At 70.7% G+C, this 26,342-nt stretch carries 22 protein-coding genes, 1 tRNA gene and 1 pseudogene; 19 read left to right on the forward strand and 5 right to left on the reverse strand.

The window, feature by feature from the left end; genetic code table 11:
• The first annotated feature begins 285 nt into the window (after positions 1-285).
• Positions 286-726 carry a hypothetical protein gene (locus tag ABT147_RS44825; RefSeq protein ID WP_351417781.1) on the forward strand — a complete coding sequence of 147 codons (441 nt, stop codon included), beginning with the start codon at positions 286-288 and terminating at the stop codon, positions 724-726.
• 12 nt (positions 727-738) lie between these two features.
• On the opposite strand, the gene ABT147_RS44830 is transcribed toward ABT147_RS44825, so the two are convergent.
• Positions 739-1,107 (reverse strand): transposase, encoded by a 369-nt coding sequence (locus tag ABT147_RS44830; protein ID WP_351417784.1) that lies wholly within the window; start codon positions 1,105-1,107, stop codon positions 739-741.
• Here ABT147_RS44830 and ABT147_RS44835 point away from each other — a divergent pair.
• Positions 1,070-1,231, forward strand: a complete 162-nt coding sequence (locus ABT147_RS44835) for a hypothetical protein (protein ID WP_351417787.1) — start codon at positions 1,070-1,072, stop codon at positions 1,229-1,231. The two genes, ABT147_RS44830 and ABT147_RS44835, sit on opposite strands and share 38 nt — an antisense overlap.
• A 75-nt stretch (positions 1,232-1,306) precedes the next feature.
• On the opposite strand, the gene ABT147_RS44840 is transcribed toward ABT147_RS44835, so the two are convergent.
• Positions 1,307-3,841 (reverse strand): AMP-binding protein, encoded by a 2,535-nt coding sequence (locus ABT147_RS44840; protein WP_351417789.1) that lies wholly within the window; start codon positions 3,839-3,841, stop codon positions 1,307-1,309.
• 236 nt (positions 3,842-4,077) lie between these two features.
• Here ABT147_RS44840 and ABT147_RS44845 point away from each other — a divergent pair, with 236 nt between their 5' ends.
• The 7 genes from ABT147_RS44845 (at position 4,078) to ABT147_RS44875 (ending at position 12,021) form a co-directional block, all read left to right on the forward strand.
• A complete protein-coding gene (locus tag ABT147_RS44845; RefSeq protein WP_351417792.1) occupies positions 4,078-5,124 on the forward strand; it encodes an iron ABC transporter substrate-binding protein in 1,047 nt (348 codons plus the stop codon).
• A 5-nt stretch (positions 5,125-5,129) separates the two neighbouring features.
• Entirely contained in the window at positions 5,130-6,752 is a 1,623-nt protein-coding gene (locus ABT147_RS44850; protein WP_351417795.1) for an ABC transporter permease, read from the forward strand.
• The gene (locus ABT147_RS44855) at positions 6,749-7,792 is read left to right on the forward strand and encodes an ABC transporter ATP-binding protein (protein WP_351417797.1); all 1,044 of its coding nucleotides are present in this window, start codon (positions 6,749-6,751) and stop codon (positions 7,790-7,792) included. Before ABT147_RS44850 ends, ABT147_RS44855 begins: the two co-directional genes overlap by 4 nt.
• 532 nt (positions 7,793-8,324) lie before the next feature.
• Complete coding sequence (locus ABT147_RS44860; protein ID WP_351417800.1) at positions 8,325-8,492, forward strand: hypothetical protein; 168 nt, start codon at positions 8,325-8,327, stop codon at positions 8,490-8,492.
• Positions 8,493-8,554: 62 nt separating this feature from the next.
• Positions 8,555-8,761, forward strand: coding sequence for a hypothetical protein (locus tag ABT147_RS44865; protein WP_351417802.1), 207 nt, complete (start codon positions 8,555-8,557; stop codon positions 8,759-8,761).
• Positions 8,758-9,477 (forward strand): ABC transporter ATP-binding protein, encoded by a 720-nt coding sequence (locus ABT147_RS44870; protein WP_351417805.1) that lies wholly within the window; start codon positions 8,758-8,760, stop codon positions 9,475-9,477. Before ABT147_RS44865 ends, ABT147_RS44870 begins: the two co-directional genes overlap by 4 nt.
• Before the next feature lie 3 nt (positions 9,478-9,480).
• Positions 9,481-12,021 (forward strand): FtsX-like permease family protein, encoded by a 2,541-nt coding sequence (locus ABT147_RS44875; protein WP_351417808.1) that lies wholly within the window; start codon positions 9,481-9,483, stop codon positions 12,019-12,021.
• Positions 12,022-12,349: 328 nt separating this feature from the next.
• Here the strand turns inward: ABT147_RS44875 and ABT147_RS44880 are convergent, their stop codons facing one another.
• Positions 12,350-14,110, reverse strand: coding sequence for a S8 family peptidase (locus ABT147_RS44880; protein ID WP_351417833.1), 1,761 nt, complete (start codon positions 14,108-14,110; stop codon positions 12,350-12,352).
• 860 nt (positions 14,111-14,970) lie between these two features.
• Here ABT147_RS44880 and ABT147_RS44890 point away from each other — a divergent pair.
• The 5 genes from ABT147_RS44890 to ABT147_RS44910 all read left to right on the forward strand — a co-directional run bounded on the left by ABT147_RS44890 (position 14,971) and on the right by ABT147_RS44910 (position 21,032).
• Positions 14,971-15,366: a DUF6192 family protein gene (locus ABT147_RS44890; protein WP_351417812.1), complete on the forward strand. Its 396-nt coding sequence runs from the start codon at positions 14,971-14,973 to the stop codon at positions 15,364-15,366.
• Between the two features lie 18 nt (positions 15,367-15,384).
• Positions 15,385-16,680: a sensor histidine kinase gene (locus ABT147_RS44895; protein ID WP_351417814.1), complete on the forward strand. Its 1,296-nt coding sequence runs from the start codon at positions 15,385-15,387 to the stop codon at positions 16,678-16,680.
• Positions 16,677-17,327, forward strand: coding sequence for a response regulator (locus ABT147_RS44900; protein ID WP_351417816.1), 651 nt, complete (start codon positions 16,677-16,679; stop codon positions 17,325-17,327). The genes ABT147_RS44895 and ABT147_RS44900 overlap by 4 nt, the downstream gene beginning before the upstream one ends.
• Before the next feature lie 251 nt (positions 17,328-17,578).
• Positions 17,579-18,346, forward strand: a complete 768-nt coding sequence (locus ABT147_RS44905; RefSeq protein WP_351417836.1) for an ABC transporter ATP-binding protein — start codon at positions 17,579-17,581, stop codon at positions 18,344-18,346.
• Positions 18,347-18,500: 154 nt separating this feature from the next.
• Positions 18,501-21,032 carry an ABC transporter permease gene (locus ABT147_RS44910; RefSeq protein ID WP_351417819.1) on the forward strand — a complete coding sequence of 844 codons (2,532 nt, stop codon included), beginning with the start codon at positions 18,501-18,503 and terminating at the stop codon, positions 21,030-21,032.
• Positions 21,033-21,188: 156 nt separating this feature from the next.
• Here ABT147_RS44910 and ABT147_RS44915 read toward each other — a convergent pair whose 3' ends face one another.
• Positions 21,189-21,704, reverse strand: a complete 516-nt coding sequence (locus ABT147_RS44915; RefSeq protein ID WP_351417821.1) for a hypothetical protein — start codon at positions 21,702-21,704, stop codon at positions 21,189-21,191.
• Positions 21,705-21,931: 227 nt separating this feature from the next.
• Between ABT147_RS44915 and ABT147_RS44920 the strand changes: the two are divergent.
• A pseudogene (locus ABT147_RS44920) lies at positions 21,932-22,621 on the forward strand (transposase); the annotation flags it as partial.
• A gap of 256 nt (positions 22,622-22,877) precedes the next feature.
• Here the strand turns inward: ABT147_RS44920 and ABT147_RS44925 are convergent.
• Positions 22,878-23,255 (reverse strand): winged helix-turn-helix transcriptional regulator, encoded by a 378-nt coding sequence (locus ABT147_RS44925; protein WP_351417824.1) that lies wholly within the window; start codon positions 23,253-23,255, stop codon positions 22,878-22,880.
• 144 nt (positions 23,256-23,399) lie between these two features.
• On the opposite strand from ABT147_RS44925, the gene ABT147_RS44930 reads away from it, so the two are divergent.
• From ABT147_RS44930 to ABT147_RS44945, 4 genes are all read left to right on the forward strand, one after another.
• On the forward strand, positions 23,400-23,807 hold the full coding sequence (locus ABT147_RS44930) for a RidA family protein (RefSeq protein WP_351417826.1): 408 nt from the start codon (positions 23,400-23,402) through the stop codon (positions 23,805-23,807).
• 40 nt (positions 23,808-23,847) lie between these two features.
• Positions 23,848-24,327, forward strand: a complete 480-nt coding sequence (locus tag ABT147_RS44935) for a hypothetical protein (protein ID WP_351417829.1) — start codon at positions 23,848-23,850, stop codon at positions 24,325-24,327.
• Between the two features lie 350 nt (positions 24,328-24,677).
• Complete coding sequence (locus ABT147_RS44940) at positions 24,678-25,976, forward strand: hypothetical protein (RefSeq protein WP_351417831.1); 1,299 nt, start codon at positions 24,678-24,680, stop codon at positions 25,974-25,976.
• A 76-nt stretch (positions 25,977-26,052) separates the two neighbouring features.
• Positions 26,053-26,125: transfer RNA gene (locus tag ABT147_RS44945), tRNA-Ser, on the forward strand.
• The last annotated feature ends 217 nt before the right edge of the window (positions 26,126-26,342 follow it).

A 26,342-nucleotide genomic window follows, 5' to 3' on the forward strand; every position in this document is an offset into this window, starting at 1 on the left:
ACTCCTCCGGATAAGGCTTGGGCACAGCGACATCCTTCCCACCTGCCCCACAGGGCAAGCCAGTTCAGATGTCACCCGATCGTGCGGCAGACCCAGCTTGGTAGCGGAAAGGCGGCATCTGGGAGGATGCTTGATCACTGCTGCCCTGAACAGGAGTGATGCTGCGGGTGTGGCTGATGGAGGGGATTTCGGTTGGGTGTCAGTGGGCTGGTACGCGCTGAACTGGGACGACACGATTGGGCTTCGTTGCGGTGCGGCTGCGGTGAGTCAGCGGAGCATGTGCCCTTGCTGTTCGAGGCGATCATCACTGCCGAGACACCCCGGGACATGATCGGATACACCCTCGCCAACCACGTTGAGCTCAACACGATCATCTTCGAGTGCACGGTGCCGGCCGTCAGCGTGATCCTGGCCGCGCTGGCAGGCGAGCTCTCGTCACTGGCCCGACGCGAGCTTCTGCAGACTCTGTCGTTCGTGGCCGCTGGATCAGGTGACGACAGTGAGCCGGTTCCGGGACGAACGAATCTGGGTGACGAATGCCGCGCCAGGGCTCAGGAGGGCTTCTGGCTGATCGTCCAGATCGGGCTCACGGGCAGGGCTGAGGACGCCGATACGGCAGCCGACATATGTGAGTACTTCGGCCTCGGTGATGAGAAGTCCTCCTTCTATCAAGCCCTGATTCGCAAGCGGGTCAGCGCCAAGGCCAGGCGTCAGCGACCACGCTGACGTCTGGGCAGGTCAAGCCCGCGTGAGGATCCGGGTCCGCAGGAAGGTGAACGAGGCTCGGCCGTACATTTGGCCTCTTGAGAGTTTTGACCTGTTGACGTGGCCTTCGACGACGCCTGAGCTCCACGGGAGGGTGAGGCCGGCGGTGACGGCGTCGAGGTCCTGGCGGAGGGAGCCGGCGAAGCCCTGCATCGGCTTCGGAGCGTCCTGCTCTGCCTGGCGGATCCACTCCACAGGCATGACCCAGGAGGTGATCTTGCGCGGACTGAGGATGTCGGCCAGGAGGTGGGCGGCGTCATCCTGCCCGTCCTGCCGTCGCAGCACCTTGAAGCTCCTGAATCTCATGGCGGACGCCACCGCGGGCTCGGGCCTCCGGATCATCTACCCGGTCGTCCGGGACGGCCAGTTCGAGCGGTGGGCTGCCGGATCCGTCCTCCCGCCGGTCGAGGGGCCGGCCGTCACCGGACTGCCGCGCATCCCGCGCGGTGTGGCCGCCCGCGCCTGAGCCGAGCCTCCGCTCGAAGACCGCCACGACCCGCCGGCTGCCCAGGAACTCCGGTTCGGCGTCACGGTCAGCCCGTCAGCACAGGCTGCGCGTCAGGCGTGCGGCTACGGTCCCGTACGCCACGCCCACCACCATGGAGACCAACAGGGCCAGCACCGGGGGGTGGTCCCTCAGGTAGGGGTAAACCTGGAAGTGCGTGAGGTAGATGTACAGCGAGCTGCCCGCCAGGACGGCCGCGAGTCGGTTGAGTGGGTCGAGGCTGGGCAGGGCCGGGATCCACAGCAGCAGGGTCAGGCCGCCCACGACGACGACGGTCCGCAGGGATTGTCCTTCGGGGAACAGCCCCTGCACAGTGACCAGCACCACGGCGGTCAGCAGCAGCCGCTGTGCCGTCGTACGGGCCCGCGCCGCCGCCCAGCCCAGTGCGAACAGGAAGAACACCACGGTGGGACTCAGGTGGTAGCGGATGTGCGCCAGGTCCCAGGGGTCGTAGCGCCCGACCGTCCCCAGGCCCACCAGCGCCAGGGCGAAGCCGAACGGGCTGCGCCGCTCCACACGGTCGAGCAACGGGATCGCCAGCAGCGCCGCCAGCCCGGTCAGGAAGTAGACGAGAGCCTCGACGAACCAGTACCGCCACTCCGGGTTCGATCCGTCCTGTTCGAAGAGACTGTTGGCCAGCACGACGTTGGCCAGGTCGTATTCGCCTGTCAGCAGCAGCGCGAAGGTGATCCACACCATGCTCGGCACGGCGATGCGCGCGATGCTGCGCCACAGCCGGCGCAGCCGCTCCGGGCGTTCGTGGGCGGTGAGGTGGAAGCGGGCGAAGTTGAAGCCCGCGACGGCGAGCAGTACATGGGCGCCGCCCTGGACGGTGAACACGGGGATGTGCGAGCCCACGATCAGCACGATGCCGATCGCGCGCAGGGCGATTCCGGTGTCCAGGGTGCGCCGCGGCCCACGCCTTGGGCCCGTGTTCCGCGCGGCGTCGGGGCCGTGCAGGTCCCGGATCGGTGTCGTGTGCCAGTCGGCGGGCAGCACGCCCATCGCCTGCTCCAGCCGGAGGGACATCTCGACGTAGGAGAGCGAGTCGCCGCCCAGGCCTACGAAAGTGCTGTCCTCGGTGACATCGCTCCGGTCGAGTATCTCGGCGTAGAGGGAACAGAGGTCGTCGGTGGTGGCGCCCCGCACGGGCGGCGGTGCTTCCGACTCGTATACCAGCCGTCGTACGGCCTCGTAGTCCGGCTTGCCCGTTGCGAGCCGCGGGAGCTCGGGCACCGTCCGCGCGTGTATCGCGCGGGGCGGCAGGCCACAACTGTCCGCCACCAGACGCCGGATGCGTGCCGCGTCGACACCGGCGGTGAGGATCGCGACCACGGCCAGTGCGTCGTCGTCTCCCGTGCAGAACGCCCGTATGCCGTGCCCTTCCAGGATGGCCTCGACGCGCTGCGCGTCTATGCGCAGACCCAGGATCTTGGTGAACCGGCTGCGGCGTCCCACGATCTCGTACAGCCCGTCGGGGGCGCGCCGGGCGATGTCTCCGGTGTGCAGTTCCTCGACCGTGCGTCCCAGGGCGAGGTCCGTCGGGCTCTCGGCGTAGCCGAGCATGACGTTCGGGCCGGAGTAGACCAGTTCGCCGGTGTCGGGCTCGTCGATGCCGTCCACCGGCCGGATGTGGAAGGAGCCGCCGGGGATCGGCAGTCCCACGGCTTGCGGGCGCTCGGCCGCGCGGGCCGGAGGCAGATACGCCATGCGGGCCGTCGCCTCGGTCTGCCCGTACATCACGAACAGCTCCCAGCCCGCACGGCGACCCGACTCGGCGTAGCGGGCGACCCGTTCGGGCGCCAAGCGCCCACCGGCCTGGGTGATGTACCGCAGGTGAGGCAGTCGCATGCGCTCGAAGCCGATCCGGTCGAGCAGGTCGAAGGTGTACGGCACGCCGGCGAGTGAGGTGCCGCGAGCCGTGCGGAACTCCTCCCAGAAGTCGGCATCGGCGACGGACCGTTCGGTGAGGATCACCCCGGCGCCGCGCAGGAGGTGGCTGTGGATGACGGACAGGCCGTAGCAGTAGTGCATGGGCAGTGTCGTGGCCGCGCGGTCACTGCCGCGGATGCCGAGATACGTGGCGATGGACTCGGCGTTGGCCTGGAGGTTCTCGGCGGAGAGCTGGACCAGTTTCGGCGAGCCGGTCGAACCGGAGGTGCTGAGCAGCAGCGCCAGATCCGGGTGGAGGGTGTGTGCGCTCGCGGTCCGCCGTTCGTCGAGCGCCCAGGTTCCGTGGCCGTCCGGTCGCGCGATCACGTCCGGGTCGTATGCGGCGGTCAGGGTGTCGATGGTGCCGGTGCTGTCGCCGGGCACGAGGAGGACGGGGTGGCCTGCGGCCAGGGCCGCGAGGTGGAGGACGAGGGCGTCGACGCGGTTCGCCCCGGTCAGCAGGACCAGGCGGCGTGCGGTGCCGAGGCGTTCGGCGGTGGTGGCGACCTGTTCGGCGAGCGTCCGGTAGCTGACCTCGCCCGATGGCGTGATCAGTGCGGTGCGGTCGCCGTACGAGGCGAGGTTCCGTGCGAACGGGACACCACGCGGCCGCAGAGGCGGCAGTGACGGAAAGCGCATCGAGGTGCGGGGCCTCGGGCGGGTGAACTGGGCCGACGGAGGTCCGAGAGGGTCTATCACGGGCGCGCGACCTTTCTGCGGCAGCGTCCGCAATTAGCACAGGTCCCTTGACTGTTAGGCAAGCTTTACCTTATTCATAGCATGTTCACAGTTGGCTCGAAAGCATCGCTTCGCCGCCCGCCGACCGACGACGCGACCCGCGGCGTCACGGCGAGCCCCGCAGGAAGGCACACCACATGCGACGCCCCCTGGCCGGCCGGATCACCGCGCTCCTCGCGGCCGGTCTACTCCTCCCCGCCCTCGCCGCCTGCGGCTCCGACAACGACAAGGGCGGCTCGGCGGACGGCGGCGACACCGGCCTCGTCATCTACTCCGGGCGCAACGAGAAGCTGGTCAAGCCGATCCTCGACAAGCTGGAGAAGGCCGTCGGCAGCGAGGTCGAGGTGCGCTACGGCGACAGCGCCGAACTGGCCGCGCAGATCCTGGAGGAGGGCGACCGCACCAAGGCCGGGCTGTTCTTCTCGCAGGACGCGGGCGCGCTCGGCGCCCTTTCCAAGGAGGGCATGCTGGCGAAGTTGCCGCAGTCCAGCCTCGATGAGGTGGACCCGGCCTACCGCGGCAACTCCGGCGACTGGGTGGGGCTGTCGGGCCGCGTGCGCGTCATCGCGTACAACCCGGACAAGATCGACGAGTCCGACGTCCCGGACAGCGTGCACGACGTGGTGAAGCCCGAATGGAAGGGCAAGGTCGGCTTCGCCCCCACCAACGCCTCCTTCCAGGCGTTCGTCACCGGCATGCGCGTCCTGGAGGGCGACGACGCCACACGCGAGTGGCTCGAGGGCCTGAAGGCCAACGGCAAGACCTACGCCCACAACCTCGCCACGCTCGACGCCATCGAGGCCGGCGAGGTCGAAATCGGCCTGGTCAACCACTACTACTGGTACGAGCGGGTCGCGGAGAAGGGCGAGGAGAACGTCGACGCCGAGCTCCACTTCCTGCCCGGCAAGGACCCCGGCGCGCTGATCAACGCGGCCGGCGTCGGCATCCTCAAGGACAGCGGCCAGACCGAGACCGCCCAGAAGGCCGTCGACTACCTGCTGTCCAAGGAGGCACAGACCTACTTCGCCGACACGACGAAGGAGTACCCGCTGGCCGCGGGCGTCACCAGCACCGTCGAGGGCCTGCCGCCGTTCGACTCCCTCCAGTCCCCCGAGATCGACCTCGGCAAACTGGAGTCGCTCCAGGAGACATTGGCCATGCTCCAGGACGTCGGGCTGGTCTGACGATCGTGAGCCCCACGGAAACCGCGAGCACGGCGGAGTCCGCGGAGCGCCCGGCCGGGGCACCCGCTCCGGCCGGGCGCCGGCGCGTGCGTACGACCCCGCGCGGGTTCGGCGCCGGTTCCGGCCGCAGACCTCCGCTGATCCTGCTCGTCCCCGCCTGCGTCGCCGCCCTGTTCGCCCTGCTGCCGCTCGGCTACCTCGCCGTCCGCGCCCTCGAACGCGGGCCCGACTACGCGTGGGACGTCGTCGCCGACGAACGCACCCTCCAACTCCTCGGCCGCAGCCTCGCCCTGACGACGGTCGTCGTGGCGGCCTGCCTGGTGCTCGGCATCTCACTGGCCTGGCTCACCGTGCGCACCGCCCTGCCAGGAGCCCACGCCTGGTCGGTGCTGGCCACCCTGCCGCTCGCCGTGCCCAGTTATGTCGCCGCCTTCGCCTGGCTGGCCGCCGTGCCCCGCACCACCGGATTCACGGGGGCCGCGCTCGCGCTGACCCTGGTGAGCTTTCCGTACGTCCACCTGCCCGTCGCCGCGGCGCTGCGCGGCATCGACCCGGCACAGGAGGAGGCCGCCCGCTCCCTCGGCAACGGCCCCCTGCGCACCTTCCTCCGGGTCACCCTCCCCCAGCTCCGCCCGGCCGCCGCGGGCGGGGCGCTGCTCGTCGCGCTGTACGTGCTCTCCGACTTCGGCGCCGTCTCCCTGATGCGGTACGACACCTTCACCCGCGCCATCCACACCTCCTACCGCGCCTCCTTCGACCGCACCCCGGCCGCCGCGCTCAGCGTCGTGCTGGTGGTGATGACGGTGGCGCTGGTCGCCGCCGAGGCCCGCACCCGGGGCCGCGCGGGACACGCGAGGACCGGCGGCGGGACGGCACGCCCCGCTGTCCCGGCGCCGCTCGGACGCTGGCGGATCCCCGCCCTCGCCTGGTGCGGCGCGGTGACGGCCGTCGCGGTCGCCTTCCCGCTGGGCACCCTCGGCTACTGGCTGGCCGTCGGCACCTCCGCGACCTGGGACCTCGGCGCCCTGGCCGAGACCGCGTGGGCCACGCTGGGTGTCGCCGCGGCCGGAGCCGCCCTCACCACCCTGCTGGCCCTGCCCGTCGGGGTGATCGCCGCACGGCACCGTGGGCGTGGCGCCTCGCTGCTGGAGCAGGCCGCCTACGCGGGGCACGCGCTGCCCGGCATCACGGTCGCGCTCTCCCTGGTCTTCTTCGCGGTCCGCTACGCCTATCCCCTCTACCAGCAACTCCCGCTGCTGGTCTGCGCGTACGCCGTCCTCTTCCTGCCGGTCGCGGTGGCCGCCACCCGGGCCGCCGTCCTGCAGGCGCCGCCCGTGCTGGAGGACGTGGCCCGCTCGCTCGGCCGGTCACCCCTGCGCGTGCTGCGCGAGGTGACGGTGCCGCTGGCCGCACCGGGGGTGGCGGCCGGTGCCGCCCTGACCTTCGTGGTCTGCATGAAGGAACTGCCCGCCACGCTGCTGCTGCGCCCCACCGGCATGGACACCCTCGCCACCCGGCTGTGGACCGAGACCGGAGCCGGTTCCTTCGCGGCCGCCGCACCCTACGCCGCAGCCCTCATCCTGCTCGCCGCCGTCCCCTCCTACCTCCTGGGCAGGCACCGCACATGAACGACCTCCACATCGAGCGACTCGCCAAGTCCTACGGCCCCCAGGCCCCCGTCCTCCAGGGGCTGGACCTCTCGGTGCCGGGCGGCTCGCTGGCCGCCGTGCTCGGGCCGTCCGGCTGCGGCAAGACCACCCTGCTGCGCATCGTCGCCGGGTTCCTGCGCGCCGACGCGGGCACGGTCACCGTCGGCGGACGCACCCTGGCCGGCCCCGGTGTCCATCTACCGCCGGAGCGGCGCCGCATCGGCATCGTCCCGCAGGAAGGGGCACTCTTTCCCCATGTGAGCGTGGCGCGCAATGTGGCCTTCGGCCTGACCGGTCTCGACCGCGGTGAGCGGCGACGGCGTACGGAGGAGATGCTGGACCTGGTCGGGCTCGCCGGCTACGGCGACCGGATGCCGCACGAGCTGTCCGGCGGACAACAACAGCGCATCGCCCTGGCCAGGGCGCTCGCTCCCCGCCCCGCGCTCGTCCTGCTCGACGAGCCGTTCAACGCCCTCGACAGCGCGCTGCGCACCGGGGTGCGGGCGGATGTGCGCGCCGCCCTGCGGGCGACCGGAGCCACCGCGCTGCTCGTCACCCACGACCAGCAGGAGGCCCTGTCCACCGCCGACCTCGTGGCCGTCGTACGGCAGGGCCGGATCGTCCAGTGCGACACCCCGCAGGACCTCTACCGGCACCCCGCCGATCCCTGGGTCGCCGGTTTCGTAGGCGACGCCGTACTCCTCCAGGGCACGGTCGCCGACAGCGGGTCCACGGCCCACACACCGCTGGGCCCAGTGGTGTTGGCCTCACCACCGGACGGGCTGCACACCGGCACGGTCGTACTGCGCCCCGAGCAACTGCGACTGACCGACTCGGACACCGCGGCCGCAAGAGGCACAGTGACCGACGTGTGTTTCTACGGCCACGACGCCAAGGTGACCATCGCCGTCCACGGCATCGACGACACGGTGGACATCCGTGTCGCGGGCCCACTGCCGGTCGGCCCCGGCCAGGAGACCGGCATCCGCGTGACGGGCGAGGCCACGCTCCACCCGTAGGCGTGTCACTTGCCGACGGGCCGGAGAGCCCCAGGCGCGACCCGGGGTGAACCCTCTAGGGATTTGTGTGCGTCGTGCCCTGCCTGCGGGCGGGCCATGCCGGGGGGCGAGCCCGAGGATGATGACCCAGCCGAGGCCCAGAGGACTCCGAGCACTCCCACAAGCAGGCCCGGGGTCGCCGTGCCAGACCAACCGGCGCAGCTCCCGTCGGGTGGCGGGGTCGACCAGCGCGAACCGCAGCCGGGCCACCGGGGGCTCCGGCGGGCGAGCAGCGCGCGTTCGTGTCCGGCCAGGGCGTGCAGGGCGCGCGGTACGGCGGGTGCCATGAGCAGCCCCACCCCGACCAGGCTCGTCACGGCGGTGAGGGCCGTCCAGAGCAGCACCAGCACGGCGAGCAGGGCGTGTTGAGCCCGGACGTCAGCTCTCCGGTCGCGGTGCGGGCGGCACTCAGGGTACGTGCGACGGTGTCCGTGACACCCGTGCCCCGGTCGGCGGCAGCGGTGACTGTGCCCGCCGTGCTGACGGTGCCGGCGTGCTGCCGGACGCTGACAGCGCGGTCCTCGTGCTGTGCCGTCCAGCCTCCCTCGGTCGCGGACGGCCTTGTGCCGCCCGCCGGTTCGCGGAGGACGTCGGGGACCGGAAGTACAGCCTGCTGTACCTGGAGCGGGCAGGCTGCGGGATCGGCCGCGAGGGGCGCTGATCCATAGCGTCGGTGACGACAGCAGACGAGTGCGGAAACGCACGAGCCACAGGAGAGACTCCATGGCGAACACGACCACCCGCACCGACAGCCTCACCCGAGGGGAGATCGCCCGTACGCTGCTCTGCTCCGTGGTGGTGATCAGCGCGGTCAGCAGCACGGCGGCCTCCCTCGGCGGCGCCGACACCAGGGTCCATCTCCTGTGCGGCATCGTCACGGTGCTCTGCGGCGGAGCTCTCGCCGTGCGCGGTCTGCGAGGCCGTCGATGACCGCCGCCATCGCGCTGACCCAGGTCAGCAAGGAGTACGCGGCAGGTGTACGCGCCCTCGACGACGTGTCGCTGACCGTGGAACGCGGTGCGTTCGTCGCCGTGATGGGCCCTTCGGGCTCCGGCAAGAGCACACTGATGCACTGCGCCGCCGGGCTGGACTCCCCGACGTCCGGGAGCATCCGCATCGACGGCCACGAGATCGGCGGGCTGAACGAGACCCGCCGGACCGAACTGCGCCGGGAACGCGTCGGGTTCGTGTTCCAGGCGTACAACCTCATCCCCTCGCTCAGTGTCGAGGACAACATCACCCTGCCGCTGCGCCTCGCGGGACGCTCCCCGGACCACGACTGGCTGCGCACGCTGGTGGGACGGGTCGGTCTCGCCGACCGGCTGAGCCACCGGCCCGCCGAGCTCTCCGGCGGCCAGCAGCAACGCGCCGCCGTCGTACGGGCGTTGGTGGCCAGACCGGCCGTCGTGTTCGCCGACGAGCCGACGGGCGCGCTGGACCTGCGCAGCGCCCACGAGGTGCTGGACCTGCTGAGGGATCTGGTGGACGAGCTGCACCAGACGGTCGTGATGGTCACCCACGATCCGGCCGCCGCGGCCCGCGCACACCGGGTGCTGGTGATGGCCGACGGCCGCGTGGTCGAGTCCCTGGAGGCCCCCACCGCCGCTCAACTGGCCGACCGCCTCGTCGCGTTGGGAAAGGTGTGAGCCGTGTTCCGTCTCGCGCTACACATGGCCGCCCACCGGATCACCGCCCTGATCGCTGTGGCGTGCGCGGTCCTCGGCGGCGCCGCTCTGATCACCGGCACCGGCGTCCTGGCCGAGTCCGGTGTCCGCTCCCACCTGCCGCCCGGCCGCCTCGCGGGCGCGGACGTCGTGGTCGCGGCCGACCAGGAGTTCCGTCCGGCCGGGGACCTGCCGATCGCCCTTCCGGAGCGCCGTAGGGTCCCGGCCGCACTGGTCGCCGACCTGTCCGGGCTGCCGGGGGTGGAGGCGACGGTCGGTGACATCGGCTTCCCCGCCGCGCTCGTCGACGCCCGCGGCCGGGTCGTACCGACGAAGGACCCCGCGTCGGCGGGTCACGGCTGGTCGTCCACCGAGCTCCTCGAGGACCGGGCGGTGGACGGTGACGCGCCGGCCGGTTCCGGTGAGGTCGCCGTGGACAGCGCGACCGCCGCCGCCGCGGGGGTCGAGGCGGGCGACCGGGTACGGGTCGTCGCGAACGGCCGTCCCGCCGCCGGCTACCGCGTCTCGGCGGTGGTCGACGCGCCGGGCGCCGGTGTGCTGTTCGCCGACCGGACGGCCGTACGGCTGTCGGGCCGCGAGGACGGAGCGCTCGCCCGGACCGTCGACCTGATCGGCCTGCGCACCGCGCCCGGGGCCGAGGAGCGGGTCGCCGCCGACGTCCGTACGAAGCTCAAGGGCACCGGGCTGCAGACGGTCACCGGCGCGGACCGCGGGGACCTCGTGTCGCCCGGCGCGGGTGCGAGCCGCTCCCTGCTCATCCTGCTCGCCGGGTCCCTCTCCGGGATCATCGTGCTGATCACCGGGTTCGTCATGGCGAGCGCGCTGGCCGTGTCGCTCGGCGGGCAGCGCCGCGACCTGGCGCTGATGCGGGCCGTCGGCGCGACCCCCCGGCAGATACGGCGGCTTGCCGCGTCCCAGGCCACCATCATCGCGGCCTGCGCGCTCGTGCCCGGAGTGGCGGTGGGCTACCTCCTGGCCGGACAGTTCCGCGGCCTGCTGGCGGACCGGGGCGTCATCCCTGCCGAACTCCCCCTCACCTTCAGCCCGTTGCCCGCGGTCGCGACGACCCTCCTGACGGCCCTCGCCGTACAGCTCTCGGCGCGGGGCGCGGCGTGGCGCACCTCCCGCATGCCGGCGACGGAGGCGGTCGCCGAGTCGCGCAGCGAACCCCGCGACCCGTCCAGGATCCGTACGCGCTCCGGTCTGGTGGTCATCCTCGGCGCGACCGCCCTGTCGGTCCTCCCGCTCTTCTCCCGCACCGTCCTCGGTGCCGCCGCCACCTCCATCGCGGGCATCTTCGGCGCGATCGGTCTGGCGCTGGCCGGGCCGGCCCTCGTCCGGGGCGTCGGCGGCGCCGCGAGCCGGCGCACCCGGTCCGGCGCCTCCGCGCCGACCTGGCTGGCGATGTCCAACCTCCGTGCATACGCCCTGCGCAACGCGGGGATCGTCAGCACCCTGGCCATGGCGGTCGTGTTCGTGCTGACGTACACCTTCGCCCAGACCACCGTGATGGCCGCCACCACCCAGGACACCCGCACCGGCACCCTCGCCCAGCAGCGGCTGAGCGCGCCGGGCCTGGGCGGACTGCCCGAGGGCACCCTGGCCGCCGTACGGAAGACGCCCGGGGTCCGGGCGGCGGCCCCGGTCGGCACCACGACGGTGATCTGGTCCTACCGGATGCTCGACGACACGGTGTCCGAGGCGGCCTCCGCGACGATCCTCCCCCCGGACGCCGAGGGCGTCCTCGACCTCGACGTACGGGACGGCGACATCGGCCGTCTCTCCGGCGCCACCGTCGCCGTCAGCGGCGACGTCGCCCGCTCGCGCTCGGCGGGCGTGGGCCGGCGGGTGCACCTGGTCCTCGGCGACGGCGCACAGGTCGACGCCAAGGTCGTCGCCGTCTACGACCGCGGCCTCGGTTTCGGCTCGGTCGTCCTCTCCCGCGACCTGGCGGCCGGACACACCACGACGGAGCTCGACCAGTCCGTCCTCGTCCGCACCGACGGCACGGCCGCGGCCACGGAGAGCCTCGCCGCCCTGGCCGCGTCCCGCCCCGGCCTGACCCTGGAGAAGGCGGACCCGACCGCGACCGGCGGCCTGGAGGACGCCCCGCCCGAGGTGTGGATCAACCTGGCCATCATCGTGGTGCTGCTCGTCTACCTCCTGCTGAGCATCGCCAACAAGCTGGTCGCCGCGACAGCCCAGCGCCGGGTCGAGATGGCAGCCCTGCGCCTCAACGGCACGACCCCTCGTCAGATCCGCGCGATGATGCGCCGTGAGGCTGCGGTCACCGCCGCCACCGCCCTCACCACGGCCCTACTGCTGTCCGCGATCCCCCTCGCCCTGCTGGGCCAGGCCTTCCTCGGCCGCCCCTGGCCCGCGGGCCCGGTGTGGCTGCTCCCCGCCCTGGTGGTCACGGTCACCGTCACGGCGTTCCTCACCATCGAACTGCCCACCCGCCAGGCCCTGCGCACCTCACCCGCCGACGCGGTCCGCGCATCGTGATCCGGCACCCGAGCCGCCGTCCCGTGACCGGTCGGCAGCGTAGGGGGCCCGGACAGGGGGGATCGTCATCTCCGAGGGGGGGCGGCGGTCGGCGGAGAACCGCGAACGGTGTACGGCACCACCCATGGAACGCGTCGACCATCGCCGCGTTCCCGGCATGGTGGCCCCGACCACGGCGTACACCGCCGCCGAGGCCCACATGCCCTCTGCCGCCCAGCAGTTCGCAGCCCTCGCCGAACCGACCGCAAGCCGCCTTGTCCGCGGGCTGCGGGCGGGGAGCTGTCGCCGGGACAGTGCGTGCTGTACGCGGGCGTTGCCGGGCCCTGCGCTAGAAGGTCAGGTTCCAGGCGTCGATCTTGCCTGTGTCGGAGGCGGCGTTGTCGTTGACGCGCAGCTTCCAGGTGCCGTTCGCGACCTCCGAGGAGGCGTTCACGGTGTAGGTCTGGGCGATGTTGTCGGCGCTGCCGCCGGCGCGGTTGTGCAGCGTGTAGACGGTGCCGTCCGGCGCCACCAGGTCGACCTTCAGGTCACCGATGTAGGTGTGCTTGATGTCCACACCCACCTTGAGGGTGGTCGGGGCGTTGCCGGTCACGCCGGTGACGGCGATCGTGCTCTCCACGGTCGCGTTGTCGTTGACGGCGACGTCCGCGAGGTTCTCGAAGTACTTGCCGGGCGGCGGGGTGGCCCCGACGGCCTTGAGGGCGTCGACCTGTCCCTCGCCGAAGAACGCGTTGTTGGCCGTCGTGCCCGTGCAGCGGCTGTCCGAGGGGCAGGCGATGTCGTTGGCCTGGGCGGCCAGCTTGGCGCGGATCTGCGCCGGGGTGATGCCCGGGTCGGCGCCGGCGATGAGCGCCGCCACGCCGGCCACGTGCGGGGTGGCCATCGAGGTGCCGCTCTTGCTGCCGTAGCCGCCGCCGGGGACGGTGGAGTACACGTTGCTGCCCGGTGCCGCGATGTCGATGACGCCCTGCCCGTAGTTGGAGAACGAGGCCTTGGTGACGCCCGTGCCGTTGGCCGCGACCGTGACCACGCCCGGCAGTTCGGTCGGGATGTCGAGGCAGGCGTTGGTGATGGTGCGGGTGACCGGCGTCGAGTCGTTCGGGCTCGCGGAGTCGGTCGTCTTGTGGGCGAGGTCGTAGTTCTCGTTGCCCGCGGCGGCGATCTGGAGGGAGCCCTTGCCCTCGGCGTACTCCTGGGCGCGCTTGACGCCCTCGATGATGGCGGCCTGGTCGATGTTGTCCGGGCAGTTGAACTGCCAGGGGTCCGTGTAATAGCTGTTGTTGGTGACCTTGAAGCCGTGGTCACCGGCCCAGACGAAGCCGCAGATGGTGTTCTCGGCGAAGAAGAGGGAGGTGCCCGGCTCGGCGACCCGGACCGCGGCGATCTTCACCCCGGGTGCCACGCCGACGACGCCCTTGCCGTTCTTGGCCGCGGCGATGGTGCCCGCTACGTGGGTGCCGTGCGTGTCGACGTCCCGCCAGGCGCCGGCACGGGTGTCGGGCTTGCCGTAGGCGCAGGAGACCGAGTCGGCCGCGTTGAAGTTGGGCGCCAGGTCCTGGTGCTGGTCGTCCACACCGGTGTCCAGGACGCCGACCGTGACGGAGGCGGAGCCCGGGTTCACGGCCCAGGCCTGGTCGGCCTTGATCTGGCTCATGTCGGCGCGGACCGGTTCTCCGGCCGGGGTCGAGGCCTGAGCCGGATTGGCCGGGAGCGCCGGGTTGTAGGCGTCGGCCGGGACGTCCGAGGTACGCGTGGCGCCGACCTGCTGCACGCCGGCTACGCCGCGCATGGTGGCGGCGAATCCGCTGGACGCCGAGTGGGCGACGATCACGCCGATGGCGTCGAAGTTCGAGAAGACGGTGCCGCCGTTGGCCGCGATCGCGGAGCGGACCGCCGAACTGTCACCGGGGGCGGTGATCACGAGGTAGGCACGCGTGCCGGCCACCCAGGCCGCACTCTGGGAAGCCTGCACGGCGGCCGGAGCGTGGGCCTTGGCGGCCGGCGTGGTGGAGGGGGCGACGGGGAGTGTGCCCGCGAGGGCGCCCGGGGTGCCGAACGCGAGGGCGGCGCCGAGCGCGGCCGCCAGCACCAGCGTGCGTCTGGACCGGCTGGATATGTGGGGTATCAATGCGTCCTCCGGAGACGGCCCGGCCGTGCTGAGGGCACCGGCCGGGCCGTACGAAACGAGTGGTGGATGCAAGATGTCAGACGGGTCCTCCTGTACGGAAGTACCTTTCTGTGCCGCGAAGTTATAGGCGCATGGCTGAAAAGCCCCGCTGGGGGTGCCGGCGCAGTACCGGATGGCCACCACCGAGCAGATGCACCGGGTGATCGCTCCCTCTGTGCCTATCGAGCAGACCCGGCGGCGGCTGGCCCAACTGCGCGTTGAGGGGCTGGTCGACCGCATCACCCTGCCGTAGGCCGGACGGACCCGGGTGTGGTTCCCCACGGCGCACGGCGTGCAACTCGCCTCCGAGCAGCCCGAGATGCGCGGGCGGCGGCTCTCCAGGACCGTGTCCGATCCGACGGCCGTGCGGCTGAAGGCCGGCCACAGCCTCTCCCGCGGGGAGGTCTACATGTGCCTGTCCTTTGTTCACGGTGACGGTGACGGGGATGCGGCAGGGTGATCCTCGATCCAGGACAGGCCTCCTGAACCGCGAGCAGGAGCTCGTCGCGGCCTGATTGACGGTATCGGTTCCAATCTTTCGACCGTACCGGCGGCACCGCCGGGTTCGGCGAGATCCGTCGCGGACGGTGGGCCGCCTCGACATCAGACCGTACGACACGGGAACCGGGCAGCCCGGTGTACGACCGCACTGCCTGGACGTGCGCCAGGAGTTCAGCGCACAGCCCCCGGCGAGGTGTTGCGGTGCGCTGACCCGCCCGCCGCCGTGGTCGGGCCGGTGGTCGGGTACGTACGCGCACTCGGTCTGCCGACGGGCGGGCCGGGTGGCGATCCGTGAACTGGCGCGCGACGACGAGGGGGTGGCGCAGGTGGTCACCGACTTGCTGCGCCGGCCGGAGATCGCGTTCAAGGCCATGCGCGATGCCGAGGCCCAAAAGAACGTGAATGAGGCCCAGTTCGAGCAGGCCGGTCTCCATACGCCCGCTCACTGCGGCCCGCCTCTCACCACGGCGATCGCGGCAACCGGCATCGTCGTGGCCCTCGCCGTCGCCGCCCGGGGTCAGGACACCGGCGCTCCCCCGCCCCGGACACCCCACGGAGCCACCGGGCGGGATCCGCCGGACCTCTCCTATCCGAACGCCGAAGGGGTGCGCGACGCCCGGCCCGCGCCCATGTCCACCGACCCGCGCGCGGGAGGCGCGCGGCAATCGCCGCCGTAGGTGCGTAGGGTGGCGCGGATGCGAATAGCTGTGTCCTCCAGTCGGCGTACCGGTTACCGAAGTTGGCCGGGGCGGATCCTGATCTCGGCGCTGGCGCTGTTGTTCCTCTTCTCCGTCTATGAGGACGTGCGGGCACGGATCGTCTTCGACCCGGCCTTCGACAAGGAGGCCTTCGTCGGGGACTGGGTGCCGGTCTGCTCGGGAGCCCTGGCAGGAGCGATGGCCGTGCTGGCCGCGGTGCGCGGGTCCCGTTGGGTCCCGCGGGCCGCACTGGTGGCCTGCGCCGGCACCTTCGTGGCCACGGTGGCCTACCACCTGCTGCCGGTGAACATGGTGACCAGCGAGAGCAGCGGCAGCGAACTCATGGGCCTGCTGGTCCTCCTCGCCGTGGCGGTGCGCCGCTGCACGCCCCGGTGGGCCCCGGTGTTCGTGGCAGCCCTGGGCATCAGCGTGCTCTCCGTCCCTCTGCTGCGGGACTCGGATCCCGGCGACTTCTCCGAAAGCACCGTGCTGGAACTGGCCCTGGCCTTCGTCTGCGGCCTGGTGCTGCGCCTCTACGACGTCCAACAGGAACGCACCGGACAACTGGTCCGGCAGGAGGAGCGGCTCGCGCTCGCCCGCGACCTGCACGACACCGTGGCTCATCAGGTGACCGCGATCGTGGTGCAGGTGCAGGCCGTGCGCCATGTCACCGGCCGGGGCACCCCCGACCCGCGCATGCTGAACGAGATGCTGGAGGCCGTCGAGCACGCGGGTGGCGAGGCGCTGACGTCGATGCGGCGTCTGGTCGGTTCGATGCGCGGTGACGAGACCCCGCGGTATCCGGAGAACCTCGGCGAGGTGTTGACCCGCATCGTGGACGAGGCACGGGCGACGGGACTGCCGATCCGGCTGGACCTCGGACAGGAGCTGCCCAAGGACATCCCAGCGGAGGTGACCGGCGGGCTGAGTCGCGTCCTGCAGGAAGCCCTGACCAACGCCCAGCGCCATGCGCGCGGAGCGCGGTCGGTGGATGTGTCCGCCCGGGTCGCGGCACGCCACGCCGAACTGGTCGTCGAGGACGACGGACAAGGCTCTCCGCCCGGACACCGCGGCAGCCTCGGACGGCTCGGCGGCGGCTTCGGCATCATGGGCATGCGGGAGCGGATCGAGCTGCTCGGCGGCGCCTTCGAGGCCGGGCACCGACCCGAAGGCGGGTGGCGTGTCCACGCCTCCGTACCGCTGCACCCCGACGAGGCTTCACGGAACGCCCGTTCACGCGTGCGGCCCGCCGTACGATCCGGGTCGCGGCTACGGGAGGGCAAGACGGCATGACCATACGCATCCTGGTCGCGGACGATCAGTATCTGGTGCGGGCCGGGTTCCGCCTGGTGCTGTCGGCCGAGCCCGACATGGAGGTGGTGGCCGAGGCCGCCGACGGCGCCTCGACCCTGTCGCTGGCCCGCGAACTGAGGCCGGACGTGTGTCTCGTGGACATCCGGATGCCTCCGCCCGACGGTCTGGAGGTCACCCGCCGACTGGCAGACGGCGGTCGTCCGGGAGCTCCGAAGGTGGTCGTGGTCACCACCTTCGACCTCGACGAGTATGTGTATACGGCGCTGTCGAACGGAGCGTCGGGCTTCCTCCTCAAGGACGCCGGTCCGGCGCTGCTGACCGAGGCCGTCCGGGCGGCCGTCCGCGGGGACGCCATGGTCGCCCCGCAGATCACCCTCCGTCTGTTGCAGCACTTCACCAAGGCGCGGCGACGCGGCGCGGCCGAGCCGGCCGAACCGCTGACCGACCGCGAGGAGGAGGTCGTCCAGGGCATCGCCCGCGGACTGACCAACCCGGAGATCGCCGCCGAGCTGTACATCGCGCCCAGCACCGTCAAGACGCATCTGGGGTCGGTCCAGGCGAAGCTGGGCCTGCGCAACAGGGTCGAGGTCGCGGCCTGGGCCTTCCGCTCGGGGCGTGCCGAATAGCGGTCGCGCCGTAAGAGCCGTAAGAGCCGTAAGAGCCGTAAAACGGTCCGGCCGGAACAGTGGTCCGGCGGTCATCGCGGGCGGGCCGGATTCGCGGTCCCGCGGCGATCTCCCCCGATCGGGGGATGCGGTGCCGGATGTTCGGGGGATCCGCCGGCGGGTGGCTGGGCGGGAGGCTCATGGAGGTCGCCATCAGCGGCGACACCCTCTGCCACGAGGGGCAATCCATCGAGCTTCCACCGAGGACCGGCATGCACGCATACCTGCCCCCTTCCGCCCCGGAGAGATACGCGGCCCACGCCACCGACCTGACGAAGGTGTACGGCACGGGGGACACCCGTGTGGTGGCCCTCGACGCGGTCACGGTCGGCTTCGTCCGGAGCCAGTTCACCGCGATCATGGGTCCCTCCGGATCGGGGAAGTCCACCCTGATGCACTGCATGGCCGGTCTCGACTCGCTGTCCTTCGGGTCGGTCCGCCTCGGCGACACGGAGATCGGCTCCCTGAACGACCGTCAGCTCACCCGCCTGCGCCGCGACCGCATCGGCTTCGTCTTCCAGGCGTTCAACCTGCTGCCCACCCTGAGCGCCCTGGAGAACATCACCCTCCCCATGGACATCGCGGGCCGCAAGCCGGAACGGGCCTGGCTGGAGAGCATCGTCCAGATCGTCGGCCTGGCCGACCGGCTCGACCACCGGCCCGGCCAGCTCTCCGGCGGCCAGCAGCAGCGCGTCGCCGTCGCCCGCGCGCTGGCCGGACGGCCCGACATCGTCTTCGCCGACGAGCCCACCGGCAACCTGGACTCCCGCAGCGGGGCCGAGATCCTCGAGTTCCTGCGCGGCTCCACGAGCGCGCTGGACCAGACCGTCGTCATGGTCACCCACGACCCCGTCGCCGCCTCCTACGCGGACCGCGTCGTCTTCCTCGCCGACGGGCGCATCGTCGACGAACTCCACGCGCCCACCGCCGAGGCCGTCCTGGAACACATGGGACGCCTGACACCCGCGCACCAGGTCTGACGTCCGCGCCACGCCCGACGTCCGCGCCACGCCCGACGTCCGCTCACCGCGCCTGACGCGCGTACGCCCCGCGTGACGCGCGTACGCCCCGCGCACGACGCCCGCGACCCCGCTCCCCGAGCACCCCTCACCCGGCACCCCCGGAAGGCCGCCCGTGTTCCGCACCGCTCTGCGCAACGTCCTCGCGCACAAAGCCCGCCTGCTGATGACCATGCTCGCCGTTCTGCTCGGCGTCGCCTTCGTCGTGGGCACCCTCGTCTTCACCGACACCGTCGGCAACGCCTACAAGGAGCGCTACCTCACCACCCTGCTCGATGTCTCGGTACAGACCACACCACCGTTCGACGAGAAATCCGGCGAGCCCGGAACCGTGGGGCAGGACACGCTACGGCGACTGCAACGGCTGCCCGGCGTGGCCTCCGTGACCGGCTCCGTCGAAGGGTTCGCCGCCGTGGCCGCGAAGGACGGCCACCCTCTCGGCGAGGGCAACGTGGCCAGGGCGGGCAACTACTTCCCCCAGGCCGACGGCAAGGACCACCGCCACCCGCTGACCACCGGACGTGCCCCCACCGGGCCCGACGAGGTGCTGGTGGACACCAGCACCGCCGAGCAGGGCGGCTACAAGGTGGGCGACACCGTCCGGCTGGCCATCGACGGACCGGTGCTGCACAAGAAACTCGTCGGCATCGTCCGCACCGACGACACCTCCGGCTCCGGCGGCACCGCGGTGTACTTCGACGACGCCACCGCGCAGAAACTGTTGCTGAAGCCGGGTCAGTACGACGGTTTCTCGCTCGTGGCCGAACGCGGCACCTCCGAGCAGCGACTGGCGGCCGAGGCGCGCGACCTGATGCCCAAGGACTCCGAGATCAGCACAGGGGCGCAGTTGCGCGAGCAGCAGCGGGCCGCGGCCGCCGAGGGGGCGGACGGGCTCGGCCAGGTGCTGCTCGTCTTCGCGGCCATCGCCCTGTTCGTCGGCGTCTTCGTCATCGGCAACACCTTCACCATGCTGGTCACCCAGCGTTCGCAGGAGGTGGCCCTCATGCGGGCCGTCGGCGCCGAACGCCGCCAGGTGACGCGTGCCGTCCTCATCGAGGCCGCCCTGCTGGGGCTGTGCGCGGGGGCCGCGGGGTTCCTCCTCGGTATCGGCGTGGCCATGACCATGCGGCAGCTGTTCGCTTCCACCGGATCCGGCGTCCCCGACGGGCCGTTGGTCGTCGCTCCGGGCACCGTGCTGGTCTCGTTCCTGGTGGGCGTCGTCGTCACCATGCTCGCCGCCTATCTGCCGGCCCGCCGCGCCGCCGCCGTGCCTCCCGTGGCCGCCATGTCCGCGCTCCACACACCCCCGCCGGCCCGCAGCCTCCGCAGGCGCAACGCCATCGGTGTCGCCCTGATCGTGATCGGTGTGCTCGGCGTGGTGCTCGCGGCGTCCAGCGGCGAGCAGGGCCGCACCGTCGTCCTCTTCCCGTCCGCCCTGCTGCTCATCGGCATCATCGTGGTGACCCCGGCGCTCTCCGGCCCGGCCATCGCCCTGGCCGGGCCCCTCCTGCGCCGCTTCGGTGTCCCGGGCACGCTGGCCGCGCGGGGCGCCCGGCGCAATCCCCGTCGCACCGCCTCCACGGCCTCGGCCCTGATGATCGGGCTCTCCCTGGTCACCGGCCTCACGGTGGTCGCGGTGTCCGCCACGACATCGCTGCACCAGCGGGCCGAGAACACCGTCACGGCCGACTTCGAGATCTCGTCGAGGAGAGGCGACCACCTGCCCGCGTCGGTCCACGACACCCTGGCGAAGTCCACAACCGTGACCTCTTCCAGCCCGCAGCGCCAGAGCGCCGTCCGGATCGGCGGCAACGAGGAGAACCTGACCGGTGTGGACGCCCGGAGCATCGGCGACCTCCTCGACCCGAGCTTCATATCAGGGTCGCTCGCGGCACTGGGCGCGGACGGCGGCAAGAACCTGCTGATCGACACCACCACGGCCGACAGCTACGGCTGGACCATGGGCCGGCGGGTTCCGGTGGTCTACCGCGACGGCGGCCGGGACACCCTGCGGATCGGCGGCATCTACCGCGACGACGAACTCCTCCCGGCCACCATGATGCCGCTCGCCACCCTCCAGCCCCATCTGAAGGAGATCGAGGACACCTCGGTCCTGGTGCACACCAAGGACGGCGACGGCGAGACGGTACGGCGGTCCCTGCGGCGCGCCCTCGACCACAACCCCCTCATCCGGCTGCGGAACACCGACGACCTGGCCGATTCCGCCGGTGGCGGGGACATCACCCTGCTCCTCAACATGCTGTACGGGCTGCTGGCCATGGCCGTGGTGATCGCCGCCCTGGGAGTCGTCAACACCCTCGCGATGTCCGTGTTCGAGCGCACCCGTGAGATCGGGATGCTGCGCGCGGTGGGGCTCCAGCCCGAGCAGACCAGGCGGATGATCCACCTGGAGTCCGTCCTCATCTCGCTGTTCGGGGCCCTTCTGGGCATCGGTACGGGCATCTTCCTCGGCTGGGCCGCGGGCAGGCTCGCCTCCGACAGCATCCAGGGGTACGAGATGGTCGTTCCCTGGGGCCGCATCGCCGTGGCCCTCGCGGGCGCCGCACTCGTCGGCGTGGTGGCGGGACTCTGGCCCGCCCGCCGCGCGGCCCGGCTGAACGTCCTCACCGCCCTCAAGACGGACTGAGGCGCGCGCGGGACGACTTGACACCCGGGCGGCGGTCGGACCTGTTCCGCATGGGTGTAGCTCTTCTCCAGTGAGCTCCCTCGGCATGGATCGTTGCTGATCACGGTGGTTTGCCGGGGCAGCGCTTCGGCTGATCGCCCCATCCGCGTCCCTCATTCAGGGGCTTGGGAAGATGCTGGGAGACGGCACTCCTGCCGTCGTACAGGCGGACTGCGGCTCGTTCTCCACGGCCAGTTCCCTGATGGTGACCTCGGACCTCCGATGGCCACGCCCGTCCGGTGTGACGGTGAAGGTGAAGCACCCCGTCATAAATGTCTCGCTGGTGAGGAAGACCCCCGGACCGACGCCCAATAGCTCTGCCGTCACTATGACATCAGGACCATGCCGCTCGATCCTGACCAGGCCCTGAGCCGGCTTTCCCTGAGGGAAAACCCGAGCGATCTCGCCGTCGTCCAGCACACCGTCGGCCGCCGCTCCGACGAGCTTTTCCTGCCGAGTCTCGGCACCACTGCGCATATCGGCGCGGGCCTCTCCCTCGGCGCGGTCATCCGCCGTGGCCGCCCAGATCCACAGTCCGATGGTGCACACAAGAAGCAGCACGAGCACAGCCAGACAACCGTTGAACAGACACCCTCCGGCCGTTCCACTCCGCACCCCGTCGCGTTTCCCCATGACCCGAGCATGCCGGTGCCCAGACCGGCCAGGGGGCACGAGTCCAAGCTGTTACTCACTCCGCCCCTGCCCGAAACCGGTCACCCGAGCTCGTGGGATCGAGGCTTCTCATGAGGTGAGACCTTCCGCAGCGGATTCCCTGTTCATGCAGTGGGGACGGGACTGTAAGACGTTCGGCCCTGGCGCGTAGTCGGTGGTGACGGAGCGTCGTGACGCGCGTCGTCGGCATGCGCGTGAGGGATGTCAACGAGCTTGTCCAGATGGTGTTTTCGGGCCTGTGCCCGCTGGTCGAAGACGACATGGTCGACGAGGGTGAGCGGATCGTGGTGCGGGCGCGGACGCCGCAGGAAATGCCGCCGTGTCCGGTGTGCGGGGTGTCGTCGGGGCGGGTGCACGGGCACGTGTGCTGGCGATACTCGCGGTGGGCGTCTCGCGTCACAAGGCTCTGCGTAGCCTGTTGCGCATCCCGCTGCCCGCAGCGCGGAACTCCCGCGTGATCGGCGTCGACGACTTCGCTCTGCGCCGGCGCCACCGCTATGCCACCGTGATCATCGACGCCGAGACCACGAGCGGATCGCCTTGCTGCCCGACCGCACGGCCGACACCCTGGAAGCATGGCTGCGCGAACATCCGGGCAACGAGGTCGTGTGCCGTGACAGCTCGGTGACCTACGCCGAGGCCATCCGCCGCGCTGTGCCCCGTCCGACGCAAGTCGGTGATCGGTGGCATTCGTGGAAGAACCTGTGTGAAGCCGCCCTCGGCGAGGTGAAGGCACACAGCACCTGCTGGGCCACCGTACTGGACACACCTATTCACGACGGGCCCCGCGCCCAGACCACCCTGGAACGCCGGCACCAGGTCCACGGTCTGCTCGAACAGGACGTGGGCCTGCTCGATGCGCCCGCCGCCTGCAACTGCCCCACCGAGGGCGTCAACACCAAGGGCAAGGCGGGTCGCGCGCCAGATCCACGGACGAGCAGGCTTCACCCTTCTTCGCCACCGCATCCTCCTCGGATAGCGGCACGCTCCGTCACCACCGACTACGGGCCAGGGCCCAACGTTTGACAGTCCCGCGTTCGACGTGGCCGGCCACGCCTGTATCTCTGTGTTGTCGTCGAGCTGGGCGGCCACGGCGAACATCCGCCCCACGACGCTCTTTTGCGATCGCCCCTTTCAGGCGTCGAAGCGGTGGCGGGAAGTCTCGATGTGGCCGAGGTATCGGTGGGTCCAGTCGCACAGTCCGTCGATCGTCACCCGCAGGGCCTGGCCCGGCTCGGTGAGTGCGTACTCGACCCGCGGCGGCACGACGGGGTGCACGGTCCGCTCGACCAGGCCGTTGCGTTCGAGCATGCGCAGGTTCTGGGTGAGCATCTTGTGGCTGATGCCCTGGATCTCGTTCCGCAGCTCCCCGAAGCGCAGGGTGTGCTCCCCCAGGGCCTCGATGATCAGGAGGGCCCATTTGTTGGCAACGTCCGAAAAGATCTCCCGTGCCAAAGAATCCGCGCGCCGCAGGTCCGCTTCGTCGGGCGAGCCCGTGAACTGCTTGGTCACCGTGAGGTTCTCCAGTCACTGAAAAGTGCGTACTTCCACGTCAGCGTTCACTCTCCTACGGTTCCTGAGTAACCACAAGAGACCAAGGGAACCTTGGTCCGATGGCGGCGAGCCCGCGGGCTCCCGTGACAAGGAGGCAGGCACATGGCCATCACTCTGTTGAACCCCAGCGGGTTGCCCAAGATCGATGTCTATCGGCAGGTGTCGGTCGCGACAGGAACGAAGCTGGTCTTCGTCGCCGGGCAGGTCGCCTGGGATGCCGAGGGGGTCACGGTGGGCGAAGGCGACCTCGCCGCCCAGGTCGAGCGGTGTTACCTCAACATCGCCACCGCGTTGGCAGAGGTCGGCGGCTCCTTCGACGATGTCGCGAAACTGACCGTCCATGTCGTCGACTGGACACCCGACAAGATGCCCCAGCTCCTGGAGGGAATCCGTCGGGCATCCGCGAAGCTGGGGGTCACCCCGGCACCGCCGGCCACGCTGCTGGGCGTTGCGGCCTTGGACATACCTGACCATCTGGTGGAGGTCGAAGCCACCGCAGTCCTGAGCTGAACGAATTCCCTCGCCCCTCGCCCCTGGACACCTCGTTTCGGTGCAGACGGCGGCCCTGAGCGAAGTCGACGGCGACATCACCCGTAACAGCGCCGGACGGTGGCGGCACCCCGCCCGCCCCCACCGCATCCGCGCGGACGTCGACCTCCAGGAGGTGCCGGTGCTGCCGGCGCCCGGGGAGACGGCGGACAACATGCTGACGAGCAGGGTGTTCGGGGGTTGGCGAAGCTGCTGGAGGCGCTCGGGGCGTGACACCCGCATCGTGGAGCAGCTCGCTGAGCATCAGGCCCCGAGCCGCTACAAGCCCGTCCAGAAGGACGCCAAGCAAAGCAGGGAGGCGGGCGGGGATGGGTCCGGCGGTCCGTCCGCGTCGGCGAAGGCGTTGTTGAAGTTCTCCACGCCGCGTGCCCCGGCCGCGCTGGCCGCTTTCATCAACTGCGGGCCCTCAACCCCGAGCACGAGCACCGGCGGCCCGGCATCGAGGCCGCCGTGCTGTACGCGCGCGAGGTGGGCGACCTGAAGGTCTCGTTCACCCCGGAAATCTCCGATGGCGCTGGCGGCGCGGGTCAGTCTGAGCAGGGCCGCGAAGCAGGCAGCACCCGAGCTTCTTCGATACTGGCGCAGAGCGCTTGTTCCGGACCTGTCGTACTCCTGGGCGCGACCAACACAGAACGGCAAGCCAGTTCGGATTGAAGGCCGGTCATCGCCGAGACCACAGCTCCATAGCACGCTCTGCGACTGCGGCGTGCGGATAAGCAGTGGAGACCTGATCGTGGTGATGACAAGGTGAGGCTCATGCCGTCACCCACATGCGAACAGCTCCTCCGGGAACTGCACGCCTCGCTCACACTGCGCAAGCGTCCGGAAGATGTGGCCCGGCTCATCCAGGATCTGTACGCCGCCCAGGGCTCCGGCCTCGATGCAGCGACCGAGGCGGCACTCGCCAAGGCCGCTGAGCGCTCGCTGCGAAACCTCTGGCACGGCTATACCTCCATGCAGGAGGAATTCGCCCGTCCGGTTGGTGCACAGCGCCAGCTTGCCCGAGCGGCAAGCCTGTTCATGAGCGTGCCGGAACTTCCGGACAACGCCGGGGATGATCCCGCCCAGATCGAGGCAGTGATCCGGCGAGCGGGTGAGGAGATCGGCCGCGCGTACGGGCAGAACGACTTCGGTTTGGACCGCTTCAACCGGTCCGAGCGCACGGCGGCTGGCCTCGGTGACATCTCCAAACGCCAGTACAACAAGCGCTTCCGACTACTGCGCCGCATGGAAGCCAAACTGGCCCGGCTCATCCACGAGCAGCGCCTCCGCGAAGTGACCATCACCGGCAAAGGCGCGCTCGCCCACGCCCTCCCGTACGAGCTGTTCGCCACAGACCCGGACACGGCAGCCTTCATCGCCTACATCACGGCACGCGGCTACATGCGCAGTGTCTTCACCAACGGCCGGCAGCGTCAGGTCTACGACGAGGTCGCCGAGGCCCTGCTCCAGCGCCTGCGGAACAGCCCCGAGCGGACCTGCTGGTACGCGGTCGCGCATGTGCACCCCACAGCTGAAGTGCTGGCCCACGTGTCCGACCAGGACCTCACACAGCTGCTGATTCGATGGAACGGATTCCTACGCCAGGTCGCAGGTCTACTGGAGGACGCCTGGAACCGGCATCCGCTGGAACGCGACACGATGATCGTGCGCCGTGGCAACGACTCGTCCACGTGGAACCAGGCCGCACAGGCATGGAACACGGCCCGGGCCCACTGGTTCGCGCTGCTGACCGAGCTGGGGCAGGACGAGATCCTGGATCGGATCTGCCCTGGCAAGGTGCCCCGCCTGATGGCAGCCGACGTGGCGTACTGGCACCGCGTGAGCGGGGGCGGGCTGCACCCGGACACCTTCGTCTGGGCAGAGCTTCCTCTTCCCTGGGAAGTACTCCGGGGTGAGAAAGAATGTCCACGTTCCCTCATCGAAGCAGTCTGCGCCCGGCATCGGGTGGACCCGATAGCCGGCGCCTGGACCGCTCCCCGGCCGTCAACTGAGGCCGTCGCCTTCCAGCGGACACCCGAGCTGGTACACGGAGTCGCCGTCGCCGACCCACTCATGGCCAGCGCTCTCCGGTCGGCAGGAGTGTTCTCCGGCAAGGACAAGCGTGCTGCCGCTCAAGAGTGGACGTGATCGACGGCAATCCCCATGCGTCCACCCCTGTAAATCAGTTGACCCACACGGTGGCCCAAGAAATGATCACAGTGGCGACGAGGAAGCTCTGCGGAGGAGCGCCCGGCTCGACTCCCGGGTGGACGCAGGTTCGAATCCTGCCCTCGTCGTCTCTTCACATACTTGCGGCATTGTCGGCTGTGATCGATATGGTCTGTGGGGCTGAGGAGGAAGTGGACGCGGTAGCCGTCTGGGAAGCGCGCAGCGCGCTGGAGCAGCAGCTGACTGATGGCTAGGCCGTGTTTTGAAAGTCGGCTCTGCTTCTCGTCCCGCATCGCGATGATCTCGGTGTGGGACGAGGGGATCTTTCTGACGATCAGTGGGCTG

The sequence above is a fragment of the Streptomyces sp. NPDC001868 genome (assembly GCF_040297125.1).
Taxonomy (GTDB): Bacteria; Actinomycetota; Actinomycetes; order Streptomycetales; family Streptomycetaceae; genus Streptomyces.

What these genes read in the sequence shown, in the direction of transcription:
- ABT147_RS44835 (WP_351417787.1), top strand. Translation starts at nt 1,070, where the DNA reads ATGGCGGACGCCACCGCGGGCTCGGGCCTCCGGATCATCTACCCGGTC.
- ABT147_RS44830 (WP_351417784.1), bottom strand. Translation starts at nt 1,107, where the DNA reads ATGATCCGGAGGCCCGAGCCCGCGGTGGCGTCCGCCATGAGATTCAGG.
- ABT147_RS44840 (WP_351417789.1), bottom strand. Translation starts at nt 3,841, where the DNA reads ATGCGCTTTCCGTCACTGCCGCCTCTGCGGCCGCGTGGTGTCCCGTTC.
- ABT147_RS44845 (WP_351417792.1), top strand. Translation starts at nt 4,078, where the DNA reads ATGCGACGCCCCCTGGCCGGCCGGATCACCGCGCTCCTCGCGGCCGGT.
- ABT147_RS44855 (WP_351417797.1), top strand. Translation starts at nt 6,749, where the DNA reads ATGAACGACCTCCACATCGAGCGACTCGCCAAGTCCTACGGCCCCCAG.
- ABT147_RS44865 (WP_351417802.1), top strand. Translation starts at nt 8,555, where the DNA reads ATGGCGAACACGACCACCCGCACCGACAGCCTCACCCGAGGGGAGATC.
- ABT147_RS44870 (WP_351417805.1), top strand. Translation starts at nt 8,758, where the DNA reads ATGACCGCCGCCATCGCGCTGACCCAGGTCAGCAAGGAGTACGCGGCA.
- ABT147_RS44895 (WP_351417814.1), top strand. Translation starts at nt 15,385, where the DNA reads ATGCGAATAGCTGTGTCCTCCAGTCGGCGTACCGGTTACCGAAGTTGG.
- ABT147_RS44900 (WP_351417816.1), top strand. Translation starts at nt 16,677, where the DNA reads ATGACCATACGCATCCTGGTCGCGGACGATCAGTATCTGGTGCGGGCC.
- ABT147_RS44905 (WP_351417836.1), top strand. Translation starts at nt 17,579, where the DNA reads ATGCACGCATACCTGCCCCCTTCCGCCCCGGAGAGATACGCGGCCCAC.
- ABT147_RS44915 (WP_351417821.1), bottom strand. Translation starts at nt 21,704, where the DNA reads ATGGGGAAACGCGACGGGGTGCGGAGTGGAACGGCCGGAGGGTGTCTG.
- ABT147_RS44930 (WP_351417826.1), top strand. Translation starts at nt 23,400, where the DNA reads ATGGCCATCACTCTGTTGAACCCCAGCGGGTTGCCCAAGATCGATGTC.